Below are 18,294 nucleotides of genomic sequence, written 5' to 3' on the forward strand. Positions count from 1 at the left end.
GACGAGAGGGCGGTGTGACGGGAACTATCCCTGTCACACCGCCCTCTCGCGTTGCGTTGGCCTGCTACGGGCGGGGTGCTACTTCCCGAGGCGCTCGCGCAGTGCGTTGAGCTCGGCAGTCAGCTCAGCGGGAAGGCGATCACCAAACTGGGCGAAGTACTCCTCAGTGAGGTCTGCCTCTGCGAGCCATGAGGTCGGGTCGATCGCGAAGATCTTGTCGAGATCCTTCTCGACATCTTCGATACCTGTCAGGTTCAGCTCGCCCGGTGCGGGGATGGTTCCAACCGCGGTCTCGACGCCTGTGTGCTCGCCCTCAACGCGGCGAATCACCCAGTCAATGACACGGGAGTTGTCGCCGAAGCCAGGCCACATGAACTTGCCGTCTTCGTCCTTGCGGAACCAGTTGACCTGGAACATCTTCGGCGCGTTCTCGCCGAGCTGTTCCCCCATCTCGAGCCAGTGGCCCCAGTAGTCGGCCATGTTGTAGCCGCAGAACGGAAGCATCGCGAAGGGGTCGCGGCGGAGCTCACCGACGGTGCCCTCCTGCGCGGCGGTCTTCTCCGACGAGATCGTCGCACCGACAAAGACGCCGTGGTTCCACGAGCGCGACTGCGCGACGAGCGGCACGTTTGTCGCGCGGCGGCCGCCGAACAGGATCGCGTCAAGCGGGACGCCGTCTTGCTCGTACCAGTCACGCGCGAGCGACGGGGTCTGCTGGATCGGCACGGTGAAGCGCGAGTTCGGGTGCGCTGCGGGGCGGCCGGACTCGGGTGTCCAGTCGTTACCCTGCCAGTCGATGAGGTGTTCGGGGACCGAATCGGTCATGCCCTCCCACCACACGTCGCCGTTGTCGGTGAGCGCAACGTTCGTGAAGATCGTGTTTCCCCAGAGGGTTTCCATTGCGACGGGGTTCGTCGACTCGCCGGTGCCTGGAGCGACACCGAAGAAGCCAGCCTCGGGGTTGATCGCGTACAGGCGGCCGTCCTTACCCGGGCGGAGCCAGGCGATGTCGTCACCGATCGTCTCGACCTTCCAGCCGGGAATCGTCGGCTGGAGCATCGCGAGGTTGGTCTTGCCGCAGGCGGAGGGGAACGCAGCCGAGAGGTGGTAGTCCTTGCCGGTCTCGGTGTTCGTCAGCTTCAAGAGGAGCATGTGCTCGGCGAGCCAGCCCTCGTTCTTGCCCATGACGCTCGCAATGCGAAGCGCGAAGCACTTCTTCGAGAGCAGCGCGTTGCCGCCGTAGCCTGAGCCGTACGACCAGACCTCGAGCGTGTCAGGGAAGTGGGTGATGTACTTCGTATCGTTGCACGGCCACGCTGAATCCTCAGCGCCGTCCACGAGGGGCGCGCCGACCGAGTGCACCGTGCGCACCCACTCGCTACCGGGGGTAATGCCGTCGAGAGCCTGCTGGCCCATACGGGTCATGATGCGCATGTTGAGCACAGCGTATGGCGAGTCGGTGATCTCGATACCGAGCTGCGTGATGGCGCCACCAACGGGGCCCATGGAGAACGGCACGACGTACATCGTGCGGCCGCGCATGGAGCCTGCAAAGAGGGGCATGAGCTCTGCGCGCATAGCGTCGGGAGCAACCCAGTTGTTCGTGGGCCCTGCGTCTGCCTCGTTCTCCGAGCAGATGAAGGTGCGGTCTTCAACGCGGGCGACGTCTGCGGGGTGCGAACGGGCGAGGAAGCTGCCCGGGCGGAGGTTCTTGTCGAGCGGAATCAGCGATCCCGCCTCAACCATCTCGCTGGTGATGCGGTTCCATTCGTCCTGCGAACCGTCGCACCAGAGAATCGAGTCAGGCTGCGTGAGCTCCGCAACCTCAGTGACCCACTGCAGAACCTCTGCGTTGTCGGTCGTGGCGGTCTCGCGAACGAGATCAGTGATCGAAGCGAGAGTAGCGTTACTCATACCGTCGAGTCTCCTTGGGGTTTCGTCGAACCGGGCTGTATTTCTATTCTCGTGGGCTCCGTAACCTCTCGTTCACCAAAACGGCTGTCAAATTTTCAGCTTTTTGACATATAGTCAACTTATGAGCCCACAACTCACTCCTTCGTTGAGCGCAGCCACAGTCGACCGCCTCGTCCTCGGCAAGCGCCTCAGGCACTACCGCAACCAGGCAGGTCTCACCCTCGAGCAACTCGGCAGCCGCGTCGGCGTCGTCCCCAGCCAGCTCTCACTCGTCGAAAACGGCAAGCGAGAGCCAAAGCTCACACTCATCCAGGCAATCGCGCGCGAGCTCGCGATCGATCCTGGCGAACTCCTCAGCGAGGAGGCGCCAGACAAGCGCAGCGAGCTCGAGATCGAGCTCGAACGAGCCCAAAGCACGCTTGGCTACGAGCAGCTCGGGCTCCCCCGGATCCGGACCCCGCGCTCACTGAGCGACGACACCCTCGAGGCACTCATCGGCCTCCATCGAGAGCTGGCCAGGAGAACCCGCGCCGCAGAGACAACCTCAGAAGAGGCGCGGCGAGCGAACACCATGATTCGATTGCAAATGCAGGCGCGCGACAATTACCTGCCCGACATCGAGCTCATCGCGTCAGACCTGATGCGCCGCATCGGACACACTGTCGGCGCCGTCACCCACCGCGACGTCGCGATGCTTGCTGAGATGCTCGGCTTCACCCTCATCTTCGTCGACGACCTTCCCCCCAACACCCGGAGCATCACCGACCTCGAGAACGGGCGCATCTATCTGCCGCCCACGTCGATCCCTGGCGGCCACGGCCTGCGCTCGCTCGCTCTCCAAGCGATGGGACACCGCGTGCTCGGGCACTCCGAGCCCAAGAGCTACGCGCAGTTCCTCGAGCAGCGACTCCAAATCAACTACTTTGCCGCAGCCTGCCTCCTCCCCGAGGCGCGCGCCGTTGACTACCTGCAGCAAGCGAAACGCAACCGCAACCTCGCAATCGAAGACTTTCGCGACGCGTTCGGCGTCACGCACGAGGCGGCAGCGCACAGGTTCACCAACCTTGCGACGCGGCACCTCGACCTCCGGGTGCATCACTACCGCACCGACGGCGCCGGCGCTCTCGTACGCGGGTACGAAAACGACGGCAAGCCCTTCCCCACCGACGAGGGCGGCGCAATTGAAGGCGAGCTTTTGTGTGCGAAGTGGGGCGGGCGCACCGCGTTTCATCGCCAGAACCGCACGAGCGAGTTCTACCAGTTCACCGACACCCCGAACGGCACCTACTGGACAAGCGTGCAGACAGGCGACGCAGAGCAGGGTCCGTTCGCAATCGCCTGTGGCGTCCAGTTCGACGACGCCCGCTGGTTCCGCGGCCGCGACACGCAGGTGCGCAAGCGCTCAACATGCCCCGACACCGCATGCTGCCGCACAGCTTCCCCGACGCTCCGAGAGCGCTGGGAGGGCAAAGCGTGGCCGAGCGCGCGCATGCACCAACACGTGCTGACGCCCCTGCCAACCGGCACGTTCCCAGGCGTCGATGACACTTCCATGTACGAGTTCTTGTCGAAGCACGCACCCGAGATCTAGGGGCCTCGCGCAGCCGCGCTCGGCGACGTCGCAGGACGTGAATGCCGGAGGAGTTCCGGCCTCCTACAACGTGAAAGGCCACAAACCCCGAGGGGTTCGTGGCCTTTCGCGTAGTTTGCTACTCAGTAGCGTCTCAGGCTAGTCCGCGGCGGGACGTGGGCGCGACGCGAACTCTTCGAAGATCGCACGCGGCTCGGTCACAGCCTCGATGTTGACGATGTCACGACCGAGGAAGAAGTGCCCAACCCAGCCGCCGAACACGCGCCACTTACGCTCCCATGTGGGGATCGCAAGGCCGTGGTAGAAACGGTGCGCCAGCCACGCAATGTAGCCCTTGAGCGTGAAGTTGCCCGAGCGGAACACGCCGGTGTTCATGCCGAGGCCAGCAACCGCGCCCTGGTTCTTGTGGTTGTACTCGACGACGCCCTCGCCACGCAGCGACGCGACGATGTTCTTCGCGAGCAGACGGCCCTGGCGCACGGCGTGCTGTGCGTTGGGAACGCAGAAGCCGCCAGGGCCGGGGGTCGAGGAAATGTCGGGAACCTGCGAGGTGTCGCCCGCGGTCCAGGCGCCCTCGACGATCTCGCCCTCTTCGGTTGCGACGCGCAGCGACGGCGTACCGACGACGTGGCCACGTGCACCAATCGGGAGGTCGGTTCCGCGGAGGAACGGACGGGGCATAACGCCAGCGGTCCAGACGATGAGGTCTGACTCGTACTTCTCGCCGGTCGACAGCTCGATGTTGCCGCCCTCTGCAGAGGAAAGCTGCGTGTCGAGGTGGATGTTCACGCCGCGACGGGTCTGGTCCTTGACCACCCAGTCAGCGAGGCCCTCGGTGACCTCGGGCATGATGCGGCCCATGGCCTCAACGAGGTGGAACTTCGTCTCGTCGAACGTGATCTCAGGGTAGCGGCGAAGCAGCGCGGTCGCGAACGAGCGCAGCTCGGCCACCGACTCGATGCCAGCGAAGCCACCACCGACGACGGTGACGGTGAGCAGGCGGGCGCGCTCAGCCGAGTCCTTCGGCAGCGACGCGGCGCGCTCGAAGTTACCAACCATGCGGTCGCGGATCGCGACTGCTTCTTCGATCGTCTTCATGCCGATGGCGCGGTCAGCGATGCCCGGAATCGGGAACGTGCGCGATACCGAACCGGTGGTGATGACGATCTGGTCGTACTCGAAGTCGTACGCCTCGCCGGTGTTCGGCGTGATCGTTGCGGTCTTAGTAGCGTGCGAGATGCCTGTGACCTTGCCCGCGACGTTCACGGTCTTCTTGAGGTGACGGCGACGCGCCACAACCGCGTGGCGGGGCTCGATCGAGCCGGCAGCAACCTCGGGAAGGAACGGCAGGTATGCCATGTACGGAAGCGGGTCAACGATGGTGACCTCGGCTTCGCCAGCACGAAGAAGCTTCTCGAGCTTCCATGCGGTGTAGAAGCCGGCGTAGCCGCCGCCAACGATCAGAATCTTCTTCGCCACGAAGCGATCTCCTTGATGATCAAATTTGCACAAAATGCAGGCTGCAAGGTGCGCCCGCTTGTTTGCGCGGGAAGCCAGCTGGGCAAGATTCACCCAACCCGAACCACTTTACCTGCAAATTTGCTGCAGATCGTCACAAACAGCGAGACGGCGCAATCAAACCGATGATTATTCGCTACCTGGGCCAGAATTCCGCATCAAATGCGCGGCTAGGCGCTCCAGCCTGAACGCTCAAGCGCCAAGTCGCCAATCGGGTTCACCCCGGGCCCGGCTGCGAGCGAGTGACCGATCAGCGCGTGCAGGCACTTGACCCGGGTCGGCATTCCGCCAGCACTGATCCCTGCAAGCTCCGGGACCTCGCCAATCGCATCGCGATCCGCAATGTACTGCATGTGAGCCCGCTCGTAGGCGGCACGCAACTCTTCGTCATCGGCGAGCATCTCGTTGAACTCAACCATCATGCCGGCGGCCTCGAGCCGCGACGCGGCGGCCACGACCTCGGGATGCGACAGGTAGTAGAAGGTTGGGAACGGCGAGCCGTCTGGCAGGCGCGGCGATGTCGCCACGACGGTCGGGCTCCCGTCAGCGGCGCGGGCAGCGATACCGACAACGCCACGAGCCTCGCGTCCAAGCTGTTCACTCACCGCCGCGATGTCTGCTGCTGTCGGTTCGGGGAATGGGGGCCGGCTCACTTGCTACTCCTTGCGACTTCTTCTTCAGATGGGGTGTCGGGCACCGCGGTACCCGAGGCGATAACCGAGCCAAGAAGATCCTTCGCCCAGTTCCGCTCGACCTGCGTGAGGTCGGCGCTCGTTTCTTCGTCTGACTCGACGGGCAGCACGACATCGGAAATGATACTGAGCTGCGTCTCGCCTGGAAGCACGTACGACAGCCTGTCACGGGCTTGGGCCCGCACGTACGACGGATCCTTCCAGCGTGTGCGCTCGGCATCGATCGCTTCCACGGCTTCGCGGTGCTGCCGCACGCTCTCTCGCAGCTGCGCGATCTCGCGTTGCTGCTGCACGTACGTCGAAATATTTGGGCTGAGGATCAGCGCCCCGGCAATCACCGAGACAACAACGACAACGGTGAAGACGCTGAAGCGCAGACTTGCGACCCACGCCGCAATGTCTGCGCCCCAGTTCTTCACCGTGTGCTCCCCGGATTAGACGAGAAATTACGCCTGGAAACGCGGGAACGCGCCGCGGCCTGCGTAGCGAGCCGCATCGCCGAGCTCTTCCTCGATGCGAAGAAGCTGGTTGTACTTCGCGACGCGGTCCGAGCGTGCGGGCGCGCCCGTCTTGATCTGGCCGCAGTCGGTAGCGACTGCGAGATCGGCAATCGTGATGTCTTCGGTCTCGCCGGAACGGTGCGACATGACTGCCGTGTAGCCCGAACGCTGCGCGAGCTGCACTGCGTCAAACGTCTCAGTCAGCGTGCCGATCTGGTTGACCTTGACGAGCAGCGAGTTCGCGACACCCTTGGCGATGCCGTCGGCGAGGCGCTCGGGGTTCGTCACGAACAGGTCGTCACCAACAAGCTGGACACGCTCGCCGACGCGGTCGGTGAGTTCCTGCCAGCCGTCCCAGTCTGCCTCGTCGAGGGGATCCTCAATCGAGACGAGCGGGTACCTGTCGAGCAGGTCCGCGTAGTAGTCGGTCATCTCGGCGGCCGTGCGATCCTTACCTTCGAACTTGTAGACACCGTTCTCGTAGAACTCCGACGAAGCGACGTCGAGGGCCACGGCAACGTCCTTGCCTGGCTCGAGGCCGGCACGCTTGATCGCCTCGACAATCAGGTCGAGCGCAGCCGCGTTGTTCTCGAGGTTCGGAGCGAAGCCGCCCTCATCGCCGAGACCCGTCGAGAGCCCCTTCTCGTTGAGCAGCGACTTGAGCGCGTGGTACACCTCGACGCCCCACCGGAGGCCCTCAGAGAAGCTCTCGGCGCCAAGCGGCACCGCCATGAACTCCTGGATGTCGACATCGGTGTCGGCGTGCGCGCCGCCGTTGATGATGTTCATGAGCGGCACTGGAAGCGTGCATGCCGTCGGGCCGCCGAGGTAACGGTAGAGCGGCAGCTCAGCTGACGCAGCAGCGGCGTGCGCGACGGCGAGGCTGACGCCGAGGATCGAGTTCGCTCCGAGCCGGGACTTGTTGTCGGTACCGTCGATCTCGCGCAGCACAGTGTCAATGATGCGCTGATCGTCTGCGGCGAACCCCTCGATCGCGGGCGCAAGCTCGTCAAACACAGCGTCGACTGCCTTCAGCACGCCCTTGCCGAGGTAACGATCCTTGTCACCGTCGCGCAGTTCGTACGCTTCGAATGCGCCGGTCGAGGCGCCCGAGGGCACTGCCGCGCGCCCGACCGAGTCGTCGGTCAGGCCGATCTCGACCTCAACGGTCGGGTTTCCGCGCGAATCAAGAATCTCGCGTGCGATCACCGCGTCGATAAATGCCACAGTCTGCTCCTTGTGGTGGAAGTCATGAGACGCGTGTTCCGCGCCTCTTCTCAGTGTAGAGGGTGAGGGGCCCGCGACCCCTGGAGATCAGGCCATTACTCGCCGAGTTCGCGCCACGACAGGGACGCCGCGTCGCGATCGCCCGGGCGCACGTTGGCGAATCGGGTGAAGCCCTCGGCCTCGAGTCGTGCAAGCAGCGTCTTCATGTTCTTCTGGCGCTTCTCGAGTCGCACGCGCAACCCGTCGGCGACGAGGGCGCGCTTGAGCACCATGAGATCGTCGAGCGGTGTTTCTTGGTCTGCGACGAGCGCGACCGCTGCCGGCCCCGCGTTCGCGTCGAGCTCGATGAGGTCGACAACGCGTTCGAACCCGATAGAGAAACCGACGGCCGGCACGTCCTGTCCAAGGAAACGACCGATCATGCCGTCGTAGCGGCCACCGCCGCCAACCGACGACCCGGATCCAGGATGCGCGATCTCGAAGATTGTGCCCGTGTAATACCCCATGCCGCGCACGAGGGTCGGATCGAAACGAATCTCGACGCCTTCGGGGAGTCCCCCTGCAAGCGCCTCACCGAGAGTGACGAGGCTCGCAACGCCGTCCTCCGCGGCTCCAGTAGGCAGCACCGCCGCGATCGCCTCGCGTGTGACAGGGATGCCCGCGGCGAGCGCCTCGTCGACGCCTGCGAGGATTCCGCGCATCGCCTCGGCCGCAGCTTCGTTCGTCTCAGCAAGCTCAGCGGTGACGCCTTCGACGCCGATCTTGTCGAGCTTGTCGACGGTGATGAGCGCCCCAGCCTGCTCCTCAGGAGCGAAACCGCAGTGGTCGAGCAGGCCGAAGAGGATCCGTCTGTCGTTCACGCGAATCACACAGTCCTTGAGCCCGAGCTGCGCGAGCACCTGCGACGTCGCAGTGATGAGCTCAATCTCGGCAATCACCCCCGACTCTCCGATGATGTCGATGTCTGCCTGAACGAACTGGCGATAGCGCCCCTTCTGTGGGCGCTCTGCACGCCACACGGGGGCGATCTGGATCGATCTGAACACCGGCGGCAGCTCTGCTCTATGCGAGGCGTAGAAGCGCGCGAGCGGCACGGTGAGGTCGAAGCGCAGCCCGAGGTCAGCGAGCTGTTCTGGGTCGCCCGCCTCGGCCGCTGCGGCGAGCGCCTCGGGCTTGATCCCACGTTTCAGGATCGAGAAACTCAGCTTTTCGTTGTCGCCGCCAAGCCCCGAGTGGAGTCGCGCGTGGTCTTCGACAACGGGTGTCTCGATCTCGTCAAAGCCGTGCGAGCGGTAGACGCCGCGGATGATGCCGAGGGCGTGCTCCCGGCGGGCTTTGTCGGCTGGCAGAAAGTCGCGCATGCCGCGCGGCGGGTTCACTGGGTTAGCCATGGGTCCCATTCTTCCATGTCGGAGAGCAACACCGGACCGTCGGGGGCGCGGGAAGCTGGCGCGCACACACGCTAGTTGCGTTTGGCGAGAAGCTGCCCGATGGACCGCGCGGCCCGAGCGACATGGTCGACAAGCACTGCTGTCGCCGGCAGGGTCTCGCGCGTCGACACCGAGACTGACCCGAGCGGGTCATTGCCGAGCTTCACCGGCATCGCGAGCGCCGAGACCTGCTCGTCATACTCCCCGCGGGTGACGCAGTAGCCGAGGCCCCGAATTCGAGCGAACTCTCCCTCGAGCTCTTGGGGGTTCATGCTCGTTTCCGCGGTGTAGCGAGCGAGTGGTCGTTGGCTTGTGTAATGGTCACGTTTTGCGCGAGGGAGATGCGCGAAGTATGCCTTCGAGATTGCGCCGACGTGAGCCGGGAACAGTTCGCCTGCCATCGGGTAGTCGCGCAGCGGCCCCTCTGGCCCATCTACTGAGATGACCGCGCGCATGTGCGCGTGATCCGCGATTGCGAAGGTCGCTGTGAGACCTGTCGTTTCGGCGAGCAGTGTCACTGCTGGCCTTGCGATGCTCGCAAGCGAGGCTGTGCTCTGCCAGGCGCGCGAGAGATGCAGCACGCCAGTTCCAAGCCTGTAGACGCGGCGGTGATCGTCTCTGCGCAGGAACTGCATCTTCGTCAGTGTGTGAATCGTGCGCTGGGCGCTCGACGTCGAGCAGCCGAGCAGGCCGGCGAGTTCGGTGACTCCGATCTCTCGCCTGTCCGCGTCGAAAAGGAGTAGCGCGGTGAGCGCCCGTTCGACGCTGTCGAGTGTTTCAGCCATGCACAGATTATCCCGCATAGCGGCATAACCCTTGCCGGGCTCGTTCTGATGGCGAATTCTAAGTGAGCGTCTCCGGGAGAGGCGCGACACAGGAAAGAGGCGTTCCAATGACGGACTGGCAGGCGCACCAGGATGCGAACCGCGCGGGCACGGAGCTCGACGGCAAGTACATGTACTTTGACACGGCCGCAGCGGCTCCCCCGGTGATCGGCGCGGTGGAAGCCGCAACCAACTACCTTGAGCAGACCGCCAAGACCGGCCCCTACCTTCCGAGTCTGCGCGCTCGTGTCTACAGTCAGCTCGACGAGATCCGTGCGGATGTCGCGGGCTTCGTTGGCGCGACCCCTGATGAGGTTGCATTCACCCGCAACGGAACCGAGTCAATCAGCCTCGTCGCTCGCGGCCTGAGCTGGAACAAGGGCGACGAGATACTCGTCCCAGACACCGAGATGCTCTCAAACATCGCCATCTGGCGCATGGTCGCTCAGGAGACCGGCGCAAAAATCGTGACAGTCGAGGGAGGCATCACCGGACTTCTCGACCCCGAGGTCGTGCGCGCGGCGATCACTGACCGCACGAGACTCATCACGTTCGCGGCGATGTCAAACGTAACGGGCGCGGTCCAGCCGGTCCGCGAGATCTGCGAGGTCGCCAGAGCACGCGGCGTGCTCACCCATGTAAACGCGGCGCAGGCGCTCGGCATGATGCCCGTCGGTCTCGACATCTGGCCGTGCGACTTCATCTCGGCGTGCACCCGCAAGGGGCTCCGCGCGATCGAGGGCTCCGGGGTGCTCGTTGTCAGACAGCACCACATCGAGGGTATGACGCCCGCACTCGCCGGCTGGTGGAACGCGAGCTTTGACGACACGGGCAGTGTCCAGTTCCCCGCCACCGCACGGAAGTTCGAGGCAGGCTCGCCAAACATCCCCGCGATCCTCGCGCTCGGCGCCGCAGTTGAGACCGCTACGGGGCTCGGGATCGAGCGTATCCACGCCCGCGTCCGCGAGCTCACCGCGTACGCCGCGGCTCGTCTTCGCGCGATCGCGGGCACCCAGATCTATGGCCCTGAGCGAGATGAGGATCGCCTGGGGATCCTGCCTTTCAACATAGACGGCGCCGACCCAACAAAGCTCACCCTCGCCCTCGAGGCGCGCGGCATCATCATCGAAGCCGGCCACTTCATGGCAACCCCGATCCTCGCCGCGTACGGCGTCGAGCGGATGGCGCGCGTGTCGCTCCACTACTTCAACACGACAGCAGAGATCGACGCCCTCGCCAGGGCGATTGAATCCGAGAGAGGAATCACCGCATGACCAACGCACTTCTCATGAGCAGCTCCCGCATGGGCAGCCTCGGCTATCTCGAGCACGCCGCGAGCCAGCTCACCACGATCCTTGAGGGGACAAGCCGCAAGGTCCTGTTCGTTCCGTTCGCGGCCGTCTCATTCTCGTACGACGCCTACGAGGATCTCGCCGCTCCCCCGTTCGCCGCGGTCGACGCTGAGCTCACCGCGATCCACAGGTTTGACGACCCCGTGCATGCAGTTCGCGAAGCCGACGTCATCGCAGTCGGCGGTGGCAACAGTTTCGCGCTACTGAACAGGCTCTATGGTGCCGGAATCGTGTCTGAAATCCGCGAGCGCGTCACTCAGCACGGTGCGCGCTACATCGGCTGGAGCGCAGGCACCAACGTCGCGACTCCGTCGATCCGCACGACGAACGACATGCCGATTGTGGAGCCGCCGTCGTTCAATGCGATCGGGCTCGTGCCGTTCCAGATCAACCCACACTTCATTCCAGGCAAGCCCGCGGGCCACAACGGCGAGAGCCGCGAAGAGCGCCTCGCAGAGTTCACCGCGATCAACCCGGGCGAGGAGGTGCTCGGCCTCATCGAGGGCAGCGCGCTCCACGTCACCGGTTCGACAGGCACGATCCTCGGCGACAGCGACGCCCTCGTGTTTGCGCAGGATGCGCCGGCGCGCACGATCGCCGCGGGCTCGTCGTTCGAGCTCGCCGAGATCTCGGGCCCGGTGGCGTAATGTCACTTCGCGAAATCCTTGAGGTCTCTGACCAGATGGACGATCCCCGACTCTCGGGCGAGCGGATCGTCGATCTCCTCCGCAGCGCTGGTGCGCCAGGATGCGAGATCACCGTCACGAGCGTGCCGTACGAGGCACCGGAAGACACGAGCCAACTGTGCGACTTCGTGAGGGTGGTCATTCCCGGGGAGCAGGGCAAGATCGCGGGCGGCCAGGCCCCGACTCTGGGCCTTATTGGCAGGCTCGGCGCCCAGCAGGCCCAGCCCGAGCGTATCGGCTACGTCTCAGACGCCGACGGCTCGATCGTCGCGATCGCGGCGGCCCTCAGGTTGCTCCGTCTCGTGGCGGCAGGGGCGACGCTGCGGGGCGACATCATCGTGACAACGCACATCGCGACGCACGTGAGTATCACTCCGCGCGAACCCGTCGACTTCATGGGCACACCGGTCTCATCCGAGCGGATGAACGAATTCGAGGTTGACGACCGGATGGACGCGATCCTCTCGTTCGACACGTCAAAGGGCAACAGGCTCATTAACCACCGCGGCGTGGCCATCTCGCCGACCGCTAAGGCGGGCTACCTCCTTCCCGTCTCCCCCGACCTCATCACAGTGCTCGAGTACGCGACCGGCGAGCCGGCCCGCACGTTCCCGCTTGCGCAGCAAGACATCACGCCGTACGGCAACGGGTACCGTCACTTCAACTCGATCATGCAGCCGACGATCGCGACAGCTGCCCCCGTCGTCGGCGTCGCGCTCACCGCGCGCGCTGTAGTCCCGGGATCCTCAACAGGCGCGAGCTACGAGGGAGCGTTGCTCGACGCGACGAGGTTCGCCGTCGAAGTCGCGAAGAGCTATACCCGCGGTGAGATCGCGTTCTACGACAGCGAGGAGCATGCCGCACTCACTGCCCAGTACGGCGAACTTGCCTCCTTCCAGCAGTAACCCTGCCTCCCATCGCGCGCCGCACCTGACGCGCGATGGGAGAATCCCCCTAATGAGAAAAGACAGATCATGAAATCACGCACAGGTGCGCAGCTCGGCGACGTTGCCGCGGCGCATCCCAGAGCATTCGAGCTCGGCACTCTCCTCGTCTCGGCGCTCCTCAGCTTGCTCGGCGCCGTCATCGGCGTCCACCTCATCACTACCCTCGGCATCTCGGCGAACACGAGTGTTATTGGCGCAGTCATCGCGATGCTCATCGGCCGCTTCTCGTTCCTTGGGCTGAGCAAGTTCCGAGACCCACACCGGCAAAACATCGTGCAATCGGCGATCTCCAGTGCAACCTTTGCGGCCGCGAACGGACTGCTCGCGCCCATCGCGATCCCCTACGCGCTCGGGATGCCGGAGCTCGTGTGGCCCATGCTCATCGGCTGCGCGCTCGGGATCCTGATCGACGTCTTTATCCTGTACCGTGCGTTCGGCTCGCGGTTCATGCCGGCGTCGGCGCCGTGGCCTCCGGGAGTTGCGGCCGCCGAGACAATCAAGGCTGGCGCCGAGGGCGGCAAGCGTGCACTCGTGCTCGTTGGCGGCGCTGCCGTTGGCGTCGTTGGCTCACTCTTCTCGCTCCCGATGGCAGCCGCGGGAGTCGCGCTCATTGGGAATTTCTGGGCACTCCTGATGTTCGGCATCGGCCTCCTGCTCTCGCAGTACGCTCCGGCGCTCTGGAACGTAAACCTCGGCGAGATGTACGTCGCCCACGGCGTCATGATCGGAGCGGGCGTCGTCGCGCTGCTGCAGGTCGTGTGGCTCATCGTCGGGTCGCGTACGAAGAGGGCAAAGCTTACCGAGACCGCACGCATCCAGGCGGTTGCTGAGGATGAGACGCTGCAGTACACAATCGACGGCACGAAGCTCGGCCGGTCGCTCGGGCTCGGCTACGTGCTCTTCGTGCTCGGTGCCCTGCTCATCGCACTCATCGGCGGCGCGATGAACGACCTCACCATCTGGGGCCTCATCGGGTTCGTGCTCTTCGCTGGCATCGCGGCAATTGTTCACGAGCTCATAGTGGGCCTCGCTGCAATGCATGCAGGCTGGTTCCCGGCGTTCGCAGTCACGCTCATCTTCCTGATTTTCGGTCTCGTCCTCGGGCTTCCAACCGTGCCCCTCGTGATGCTCGTCGCCTATTGCTCGGCCACCGGCCCGGCATTTGCTGACATGGGTTACGACTACAAGACCGGCTGGATCTTGCGTCGCGAGCTGAAGCCGTGGAAAGCCTCGGAGCTCGCGGGCCGTCGGGAACAGCTCAAGGCCTCCATCGTCGCGATTGCCGTTGCCATCGGCGTCGTCGCAGTGTCGTGGGAGGGACTGTTCTCCGAGGGCAAGCTGCCCCCGTCGTCACAGGTCTTCGCCGACACAATCATGGCTGGCCTCACTGATCCGAAGATCATGGTCACGATGGCGTTATGGGCGATTCCTGGAGCCCTCATTCAGTTCTTTGGCGGTTCGAAGCGGCAGATGGGCGTGCTCTTCGCGACTGGCCTCCTCGTTGCGACCCCGAACGCAGGCTGGCTCGTACTCGTTGCGCTCGTCACCCGAATCGTGTGGACGAAGTACCGAGGCGAAAAGGGCGAGCAGGAGCTCTCCCTCGTGGGTGCCGGTGTTATCGCCGCCGATTCGATCATGAACGTGGGCAAGGTCATCAAGTTCTAGCACCCGTTCGGATCATGCAGCGAGGAGGGGCCCCGACACACTGTGTCGGGGCCCCTCTTTTCTGCGGCCGGCCACCGGCTGCACATGTGACCGCGAGTGAACTGTCGGTGACCGCAGAGCCTAGTGATTCACTGGCGGCTCTGCGCCGTAGCCTGTAAGTGCACGCACCTCCATCTCAGCGGCGAGCTTCTTCGACTCGGCAGTCTTGTCGGTGACAGTGCCAAGCCATGCGAGGAAGAAACCGACAGGGATCGACACGATTCCTGGGTTCGCGAGCGGGAAGATCGCGAAATCAATGTTCTCGCCGAGCATCGACGTCGGCGACCCCGACATCACTGGTGACAGGATGATCAGGCCGATCGCCGTGACAAGCCCGCCAATCATCGACCAGACCGCGCCACGGGTTGTGAACCGCTTCCAGAACAACGAGAACAGGATCGTTGGGAGGTTTGCCGACGCGGCAACTGCGAACGCGAGCGCCACGAGGAACGCGACGTTCTGGCCCTGCACCCCGATGCCTCCCGCAATGGCGACGACGCCGATCACGAGGGTCGTGATCCGTGCAACCTTTACTTCCTGTTTCGCGGTGACGTTTCCCTTCTTGATCACGCTCGAGTAAATGTCGTGCGCGAACGATGCCGATGCGGTGATGGTGAGGCCAGCGACGACAGCGAGAATCGTCGCGAATGCGACTGCCGAGATGAATCCGAGCAGCAGCGGGCCGCCGAGTTCTGCGGCAAGCAGTGGGGCCGCCGAGTTGACGCCGCCGGGCGCAGACTTGATCGTCTCCGGGCCAACGAATGCTGCAGCGCCGTAGCCGAGCACGAGAGTGAACAGGTAGAAGATGCCGATGAGCCAGATCGCCCACACGACCGATCGGCGCGCCTCACGCGCCGTCGGCACCGTGTAGAACCGCATGAGCACGTGCGGCAGGCCCGCCGTTCCGAGGACGAGCGCGAGTGCGAGCGACACGAAGTCGAGCGGCATCGCGCCGTACTGGATTCCCGGGGCGAGGATCGCGTCGCCGTTCGTGTTCTCGGGGTTGTTCACGGCGGCTTCGAGTACCGCACCGAAGTTGAATCCCTTGAGCGCGAGCACCCAGATCGTCATGGCACCTGCGCCGAGGATCAGGAGCGCGGCTTTGATGATCTGCACCCAGGTAGTGCCCTTCATGCCGCCGATGAGCACGTACAGGATCATCACGATGCCGACGACTGCGACAACGACTGACTGGCCGATCTTGTCGTCGATGCCGAGTAGCAGCGACACGAGGCCGCCGGCACCCGCCATCTGCGCGAGCAGATAGAAGAACGTCACTGCAAGTGTCGTGAGGGCTGCCGCCATACGTACCGGGCGCTGCTTCAGCCTGAACGACAGGACGTCGGCCATCGTGAACTTCGCCGTGTTGCGCATGAGTTCGGCGACGAGTAGTAGTGCGACGAGCCACGCAACAAGGAAGCCGATCGAGTAGAGAAACCCGTCGTACCCGTTGATCGCGATCGCACCACAGATGCCGAGAAACGACGCCGCCGAAAGGTAGTCGCCAGCGATCGCGAGCCCGTTCTGACGCCCAGTGAATGAGCGGCCGCCTGCGTAGAAGTCTGCTGCGGTTTTCGTGTTACGGCTCGCCCGAATCACGATCACCATCGTCACCGCGACGAAGGCGCCGAAGATCGAGATGTTGAGGATCGGGTTCTGAGCTGCCGAGGTTTCAAACTTGAAGAGTTGGGCCGCGACCGGCCCTACTGTGGCGAGTCCGTTCATTGTGCGGCTCCTTCGGCATCACGGGCGAGATCTTCGAGTTCGGCGCGGAGCGCTTCGGTGCGCGGGTCGATGCGCCTGTTCGCGAACATCACGTATGCGGTGGTGATCGCAAATGTTGAAACGAATTGCAGTAGCCCCAGCCAGATGGCGACGTTCAAGCCGAGGAACGGCTGCGCCATGAAGTCATGGGCGAACGCGCCGAGCATCACGTACAGCAGGAACCACGCGAGGAACGCCGCTGTGAGCGGGAAGATAAAGCTTCGCAGCCTGCGCTTCAACTCCTGAAATTCTGGGCTAGCTTGAAACTTTTCGTAATCAATCGGAGGAGCGTGTGTCTCCGCCTGTGCGGGGATATCTTCGGACATTTGGGCCTCCTTGCCCTGTCTCGTTGGAATCAGGAGCAGTGCGACCCTGCCGCCACATGTGGCCAGCGTGACTCTCCTGATCAACCGCGACGCTGCGGTCTGTCACCGATGCTAGAAATCATGGTAAGCATGTAGTACCCCCGAAAGTTGGGAGTGCCAATGGTGCCACCTGTAACCGTGACGAAGCAGCGTATCCTCCAGGACGCCGTGACGGAGTTCTCTCGAGCAACCGGTTTTGCTCTCGCCTTCGGAGGGTATGAGGCCGATGGCGTGACGACAGTGTCTGCGCTCTCAGGCACTGAGGGCGACAGCTTGCAGGGTCTTCGAGTTGCGAACTGGCGCGGCCTCGGCGGCAAGGCAATGATCGAGCTTCGCCCACGGTTCACGCGCGACTACATGTCGTCGCAGACGATCAGCCATGACTACGACGTCGAGATCGGCGCCGAGCGAATCGTGATGCTCGTCGCCGTACCGGTCATCGTCGACGGCGTCACGCGCGCCGTGCTGTACGGCGGCACTCGGGGCGATTCCTCACCCGACGCGACCTTCATGCAGGCGGCCGCCGGTGTGAGCGAGGAGCTTGCCCGGGTCATTAGCGCTGAGGATCGCGCGCAGACCCAGTTACGCTTCCCGCCAGACCCGACGGACCTGCCTGGGAGCGTGCTCGAAGAGCTGCGAAGCAGCCATGCTGAGATTCGCAGGATCGCGGCTGAGACGACCGATCCCGTCGCGCGCGAGCGCCTCGCCGCGATCGAGCAAAAGCTCGCAGGGATTGGCAAGCCGCACACTGCAGCGCCCGAAATACATCTCACGTCGCGCGAGATCGACGTGCTCTGCCAGGCTGCGCTCGGCGGTACGAACGCGAGTATCGGGCAGGCCCTTGGAATCGCTGAGAGCACGGTGAAGAGCTATCTCAAGACGGCGATGGGCAAGCTCGAAGCGCCCACGCGGCACGCGGCGGTCACTGCCGCTCGGGGGTACGGACTTATTCCGTAGCTGTCACTGGCTGCTTGGCACGTCAGTCGGCGGTCACGCGCGCCGCTAGCCTGTCGCTGGCGAGCCTGAGTGCGCGATCGGGGTCGACGCCCGCGGCGTTCGCCCTGATCACGAGCGCGAGCATTGCGTCACCAATGCCGACCTCGGCCATCGCGGCCTCCTGCGGACCGATCGCCGCCGACAGCGGGTCCTCTGCGGAGCGCTCTGCCGCAGCCGGGTCAACGAGGCCCGCCCGCTTGAGCCGTTCAACAACTTTCGCTGCACGTGCGAGGGTCGGCATACCCGCTGGCACGCCGTCGAGTGGGGCGCGCGACCCGCGCTCTTCCCCAGCAGCGTCCTCCTTCAGGCGCTCCCACTCAGCGTTGAGTTCTTCGACTGTCATGTAGCCGCGGTCACCGAACACGTGAGGGTGGCGAGCTATGAGTTTCTCGTTGAGCGTCCGGGCGACAGATTCGAGGTTGTAGCCCTCACCGTCGCGCTCCGCGATTGCCGCGTGGAAGAGCACTTGGTAGAGCACGTCGCCGAGTTCGCCTCGTACCTCGTCAGCTTCGAGATCGCGTTCAACGGCGTCGATGAACTCGAATGTCTCCTCGATGAGAAATGGGACGAGCGTCTCGTGAGTCTGAACTGCGTGCCAGGCGCACCCGCCCCCGGCAACGAGGCGGCGCACCGTGTCAAGCACCTCCTGCACTGCGTCGTCTGTGGGGGTGGGTTTGGGTCTGTCAGCGCCAGCATCCATACGACGAGCCTAACGGCTGCGCCACAAAGGTTCCGCAGAGAGTGCGGCGCTTCGCCACCCTCGCGCTGAATCTCAGGTGCGCTC

Annotated in this window: 16 protein-coding genes; 6 read left to right on the forward strand and 10 right to left on the reverse strand. The window is 64.2% G+C overall.

The genetic code is table 11. From position 1 onward, the window contains the following. Positions 1–78: 78 nt before the first annotated feature. Positions 79–1,914 (reverse strand): phosphoenolpyruvate carboxykinase (GTP), encoded by a 1,836-nt coding sequence (locus KI794_RS11475; RefSeq protein ID WP_119284626.1) that lies wholly within the window; start codon positions 1,912–1,914, stop codon positions 79–81. A 121-nt stretch (positions 1,915–2,035) separates the two neighbouring features. Between KI794_RS11475 and KI794_RS11480 the strand changes: the two genes are divergently transcribed. Continuing rightward, positions 2,036–3,505: an XRE family transcriptional regulator gene (locus tag KI794_RS11480; RefSeq protein WP_255808165.1), complete on the forward strand. Its 1,470-nt coding sequence runs from the start codon at positions 2,036–2,038 to the stop codon at positions 3,503–3,505. Positions 3,506–3,643: 138 nt separating this feature from the next. Here KI794_RS11480 and KI794_RS11485 read toward each other — a convergent pair whose 3' ends face one another. The 6 genes from KI794_RS11485 to KI794_RS11510 form a co-directional block, all read right to left on the reverse strand. Continuing rightward, positions 3,644–4,984 carry an NAD(P)/FAD-dependent oxidoreductase gene (locus KI794_RS11485; protein WP_119284628.1) on the reverse strand — a complete coding sequence of 447 codons (1,341 nt, stop codon included), beginning with the start codon at positions 4,982–4,984 and terminating at the stop codon, positions 3,644–3,646. Positions 4,985–5,193: 209 nt separating this feature from the next. Beyond that, positions 5,194–5,676, reverse strand: coding sequence for a DUF501 domain-containing protein (locus KI794_RS11490; RefSeq protein WP_119284629.1), 483 nt, complete (start codon positions 5,674–5,676; stop codon positions 5,194–5,196). After that, a complete protein-coding gene (locus tag KI794_RS11495) occupies positions 5,673–6,134 on the reverse strand; it encodes an FtsB family cell division protein (protein WP_119284630.1) in 462 nt (153 codons plus the stop codon). The genes KI794_RS11490 and KI794_RS11495 overlap by 4 nt, the downstream gene beginning before the upstream one ends. Positions 6,135–6,161: 27 nt before the next feature. Continuing rightward, positions 6,162–7,442: a phosphopyruvate hydratase gene (eno, locus tag KI794_RS11500; protein ID WP_255808167.1), complete on the reverse strand. Its 1,281-nt coding sequence runs from the start codon at positions 7,440–7,442 to the stop codon at positions 6,162–6,164. A 95-nt stretch (positions 7,443–7,537) separates the two neighbouring features. Next, positions 7,538–8,833, reverse strand: coding sequence for a histidine--tRNA ligase (gene hisS / locus KI794_RS11505; protein ID WP_119284632.1), 1,296 nt, complete (start codon positions 8,831–8,833; stop codon positions 7,538–7,540). A gap of 71 nt (positions 8,834–8,904) precedes the next feature. Continuing rightward, a complete protein-coding gene (locus tag KI794_RS11510) occupies positions 8,905–9,657 on the reverse strand; it encodes an IclR family transcriptional regulator (RefSeq protein WP_162921333.1) in 753 nt (250 codons plus the stop codon). Positions 9,658–9,764: 107 nt separating this feature from the next. Here KI794_RS11510 and KI794_RS11515 point away from each other — a divergent pair, with 107 nt between their 5' ends. The 4 genes from KI794_RS11515 (at position 9,765) to KI794_RS11530 (ending at position 14,346) form a co-directional block, all read left to right on the forward strand. Next, entirely contained in the window at positions 9,765–10,970 is a 1,206-nt protein-coding gene (locus KI794_RS11515; RefSeq protein WP_119284634.1) for an aminotransferase class V-fold PLP-dependent enzyme, read from the forward strand. Beyond that, positions 10,967–11,695 carry a dipeptidase PepE gene (pepE, locus tag KI794_RS11520; protein WP_119284635.1) on the forward strand — a complete coding sequence of 243 codons (729 nt, stop codon included), beginning with the start codon at positions 10,967–10,969 and terminating at the stop codon, positions 11,693–11,695. The genes KI794_RS11515 and pepE overlap by 4 nt, the downstream gene beginning before the upstream one ends. Further along, entirely contained in the window at positions 11,695–12,639 is a 945-nt protein-coding gene (locus KI794_RS11525) for a DUF1177 domain-containing protein (protein WP_119284636.1), read from the forward strand. The genes pepE and KI794_RS11525 overlap by 1 nt, the downstream gene beginning before the upstream one ends. Before the next feature lie 69 nt (positions 12,640–12,708). Continuing rightward, on the forward strand, positions 12,709–14,346 hold the full coding sequence (locus KI794_RS11530; protein WP_119284637.1) for an OPT/YSL family transporter: 1,638 nt from the start codon (positions 12,709–12,711) through the stop codon (positions 14,344–14,346). 120 nt (positions 14,347–14,466) lie between these two features. Here KI794_RS11530 and KI794_RS11535 read toward each other — a convergent pair whose 3' ends face one another. Beyond that, positions 14,467–16,110 (reverse strand): solute symporter family protein, encoded by a 1,644-nt coding sequence (locus KI794_RS11535; protein WP_119284638.1) that lies wholly within the window; start codon positions 16,108–16,110, stop codon positions 14,467–14,469. Next, the gene (locus KI794_RS11540) at positions 16,107–16,475 is read right to left on the reverse strand and encodes a DUF485 domain-containing protein (RefSeq protein ID WP_119284639.1); all 369 of its coding nucleotides are present in this window, start codon (positions 16,473–16,475) and stop codon (positions 16,107–16,109) included. The genes KI794_RS11535 and KI794_RS11540 overlap by 4 nt, the downstream gene beginning before the upstream one ends. 159 nt (positions 16,476–16,634) lie before the next feature. Here KI794_RS11540 and KI794_RS11545 point away from each other — a divergent pair, with 159 nt between their 5' ends. Next, positions 16,635–17,471, forward strand: coding sequence for a LuxR C-terminal-related transcriptional regulator (locus tag KI794_RS11545; protein WP_255808169.1), 837 nt, complete (start codon positions 16,635–16,637; stop codon positions 17,469–17,471). Between the two features lie 22 nt (positions 17,472–17,493). Here the strand turns inward: KI794_RS11545 and KI794_RS11550 are convergent, their stop codons facing one another. Then, positions 17,494–18,210, reverse strand: coding sequence for a MazG nucleotide pyrophosphohydrolase domain-containing protein (locus KI794_RS11550; RefSeq protein WP_255808170.1), 717 nt, complete (start codon positions 18,208–18,210; stop codon positions 17,494–17,496). Positions 18,211–18,294: the final 84 nt, after the last annotated feature.

Source organism: Leucobacter aridicollis, from assembly GCF_024399335.1.
Taxonomy (GTDB): domain Bacteria; phylum Actinomycetota; class Actinomycetes; order Actinomycetales; family Microbacteriaceae; genus Leucobacter; species Leucobacter aridicollis_A.

What these genes read in the sequence shown, in the direction of transcription:
- KI794_RS11475 (WP_119284626.1), bottom strand. Translation starts at nt 1,914, where the DNA reads ATGAGTAACGCTACTCTCGCTTCGATCACTGATCTCGTTCGCGAGACC.
- KI794_RS11480 (WP_255808165.1), top strand. Translation starts at nt 2,036, where the DNA reads ATGAGCCCACAACTCACTCCTTCGTTGAGCGCAGCCACAGTCGACCGC.
- hisS (WP_119284632.1), bottom strand. Translation starts at nt 8,833, where the DNA reads ATGGCTAACCCAGTGAACCCGCCGCGCGGCATGCGCGACTTTCTGCCA.
- KI794_RS11510 (WP_162921333.1), bottom strand. Translation starts at nt 9,657, where the DNA reads ATGGCTGAAACACTCGACAGCGTCGAACGGGCGCTCACCGCGCTACTC.
- KI794_RS11515 (WP_119284634.1), top strand. Translation starts at nt 9,765, where the DNA reads ATGACGGACTGGCAGGCGCACCAGGATGCGAACCGCGCGGGCACGGAG.
- pepE (WP_119284635.1), top strand. Translation starts at nt 10,967, where the DNA reads ATGACCAACGCACTTCTCATGAGCAGCTCCCGCATGGGCAGCCTCGGC.
- KI794_RS11525 (WP_119284636.1), top strand. Translation starts at nt 11,695, where the DNA reads ATGTCACTTCGCGAAATCCTTGAGGTCTCTGACCAGATGGACGATCCC.
- KI794_RS11530 (WP_119284637.1), top strand. Translation starts at nt 12,709, where the DNA reads ATGAAATCACGCACAGGTGCGCAGCTCGGCGACGTTGCCGCGGCGCAT.
- KI794_RS11535 (WP_119284638.1), bottom strand. Translation starts at nt 16,110, where the DNA reads ATGAACGGACTCGCCACAGTAGGGCCGGTCGCGGCCCAACTCTTCAAG.
- KI794_RS11540 (WP_119284639.1), bottom strand. Translation starts at nt 16,475, where the DNA reads ATGTCCGAAGATATCCCCGCACAGGCGGAGACACACGCTCCTCCGATT.
- KI794_RS11545 (WP_255808169.1), top strand. Translation starts at nt 16,635, where the DNA reads ATGGTGCCACCTGTAACCGTGACGAAGCAGCGTATCCTCCAGGACGCC.
- KI794_RS11550 (WP_255808170.1), bottom strand. Translation starts at nt 18,210, where the DNA reads ATGGATGCTGGCGCTGACAGACCCAAACCCACCCCCACAGACGACGCA.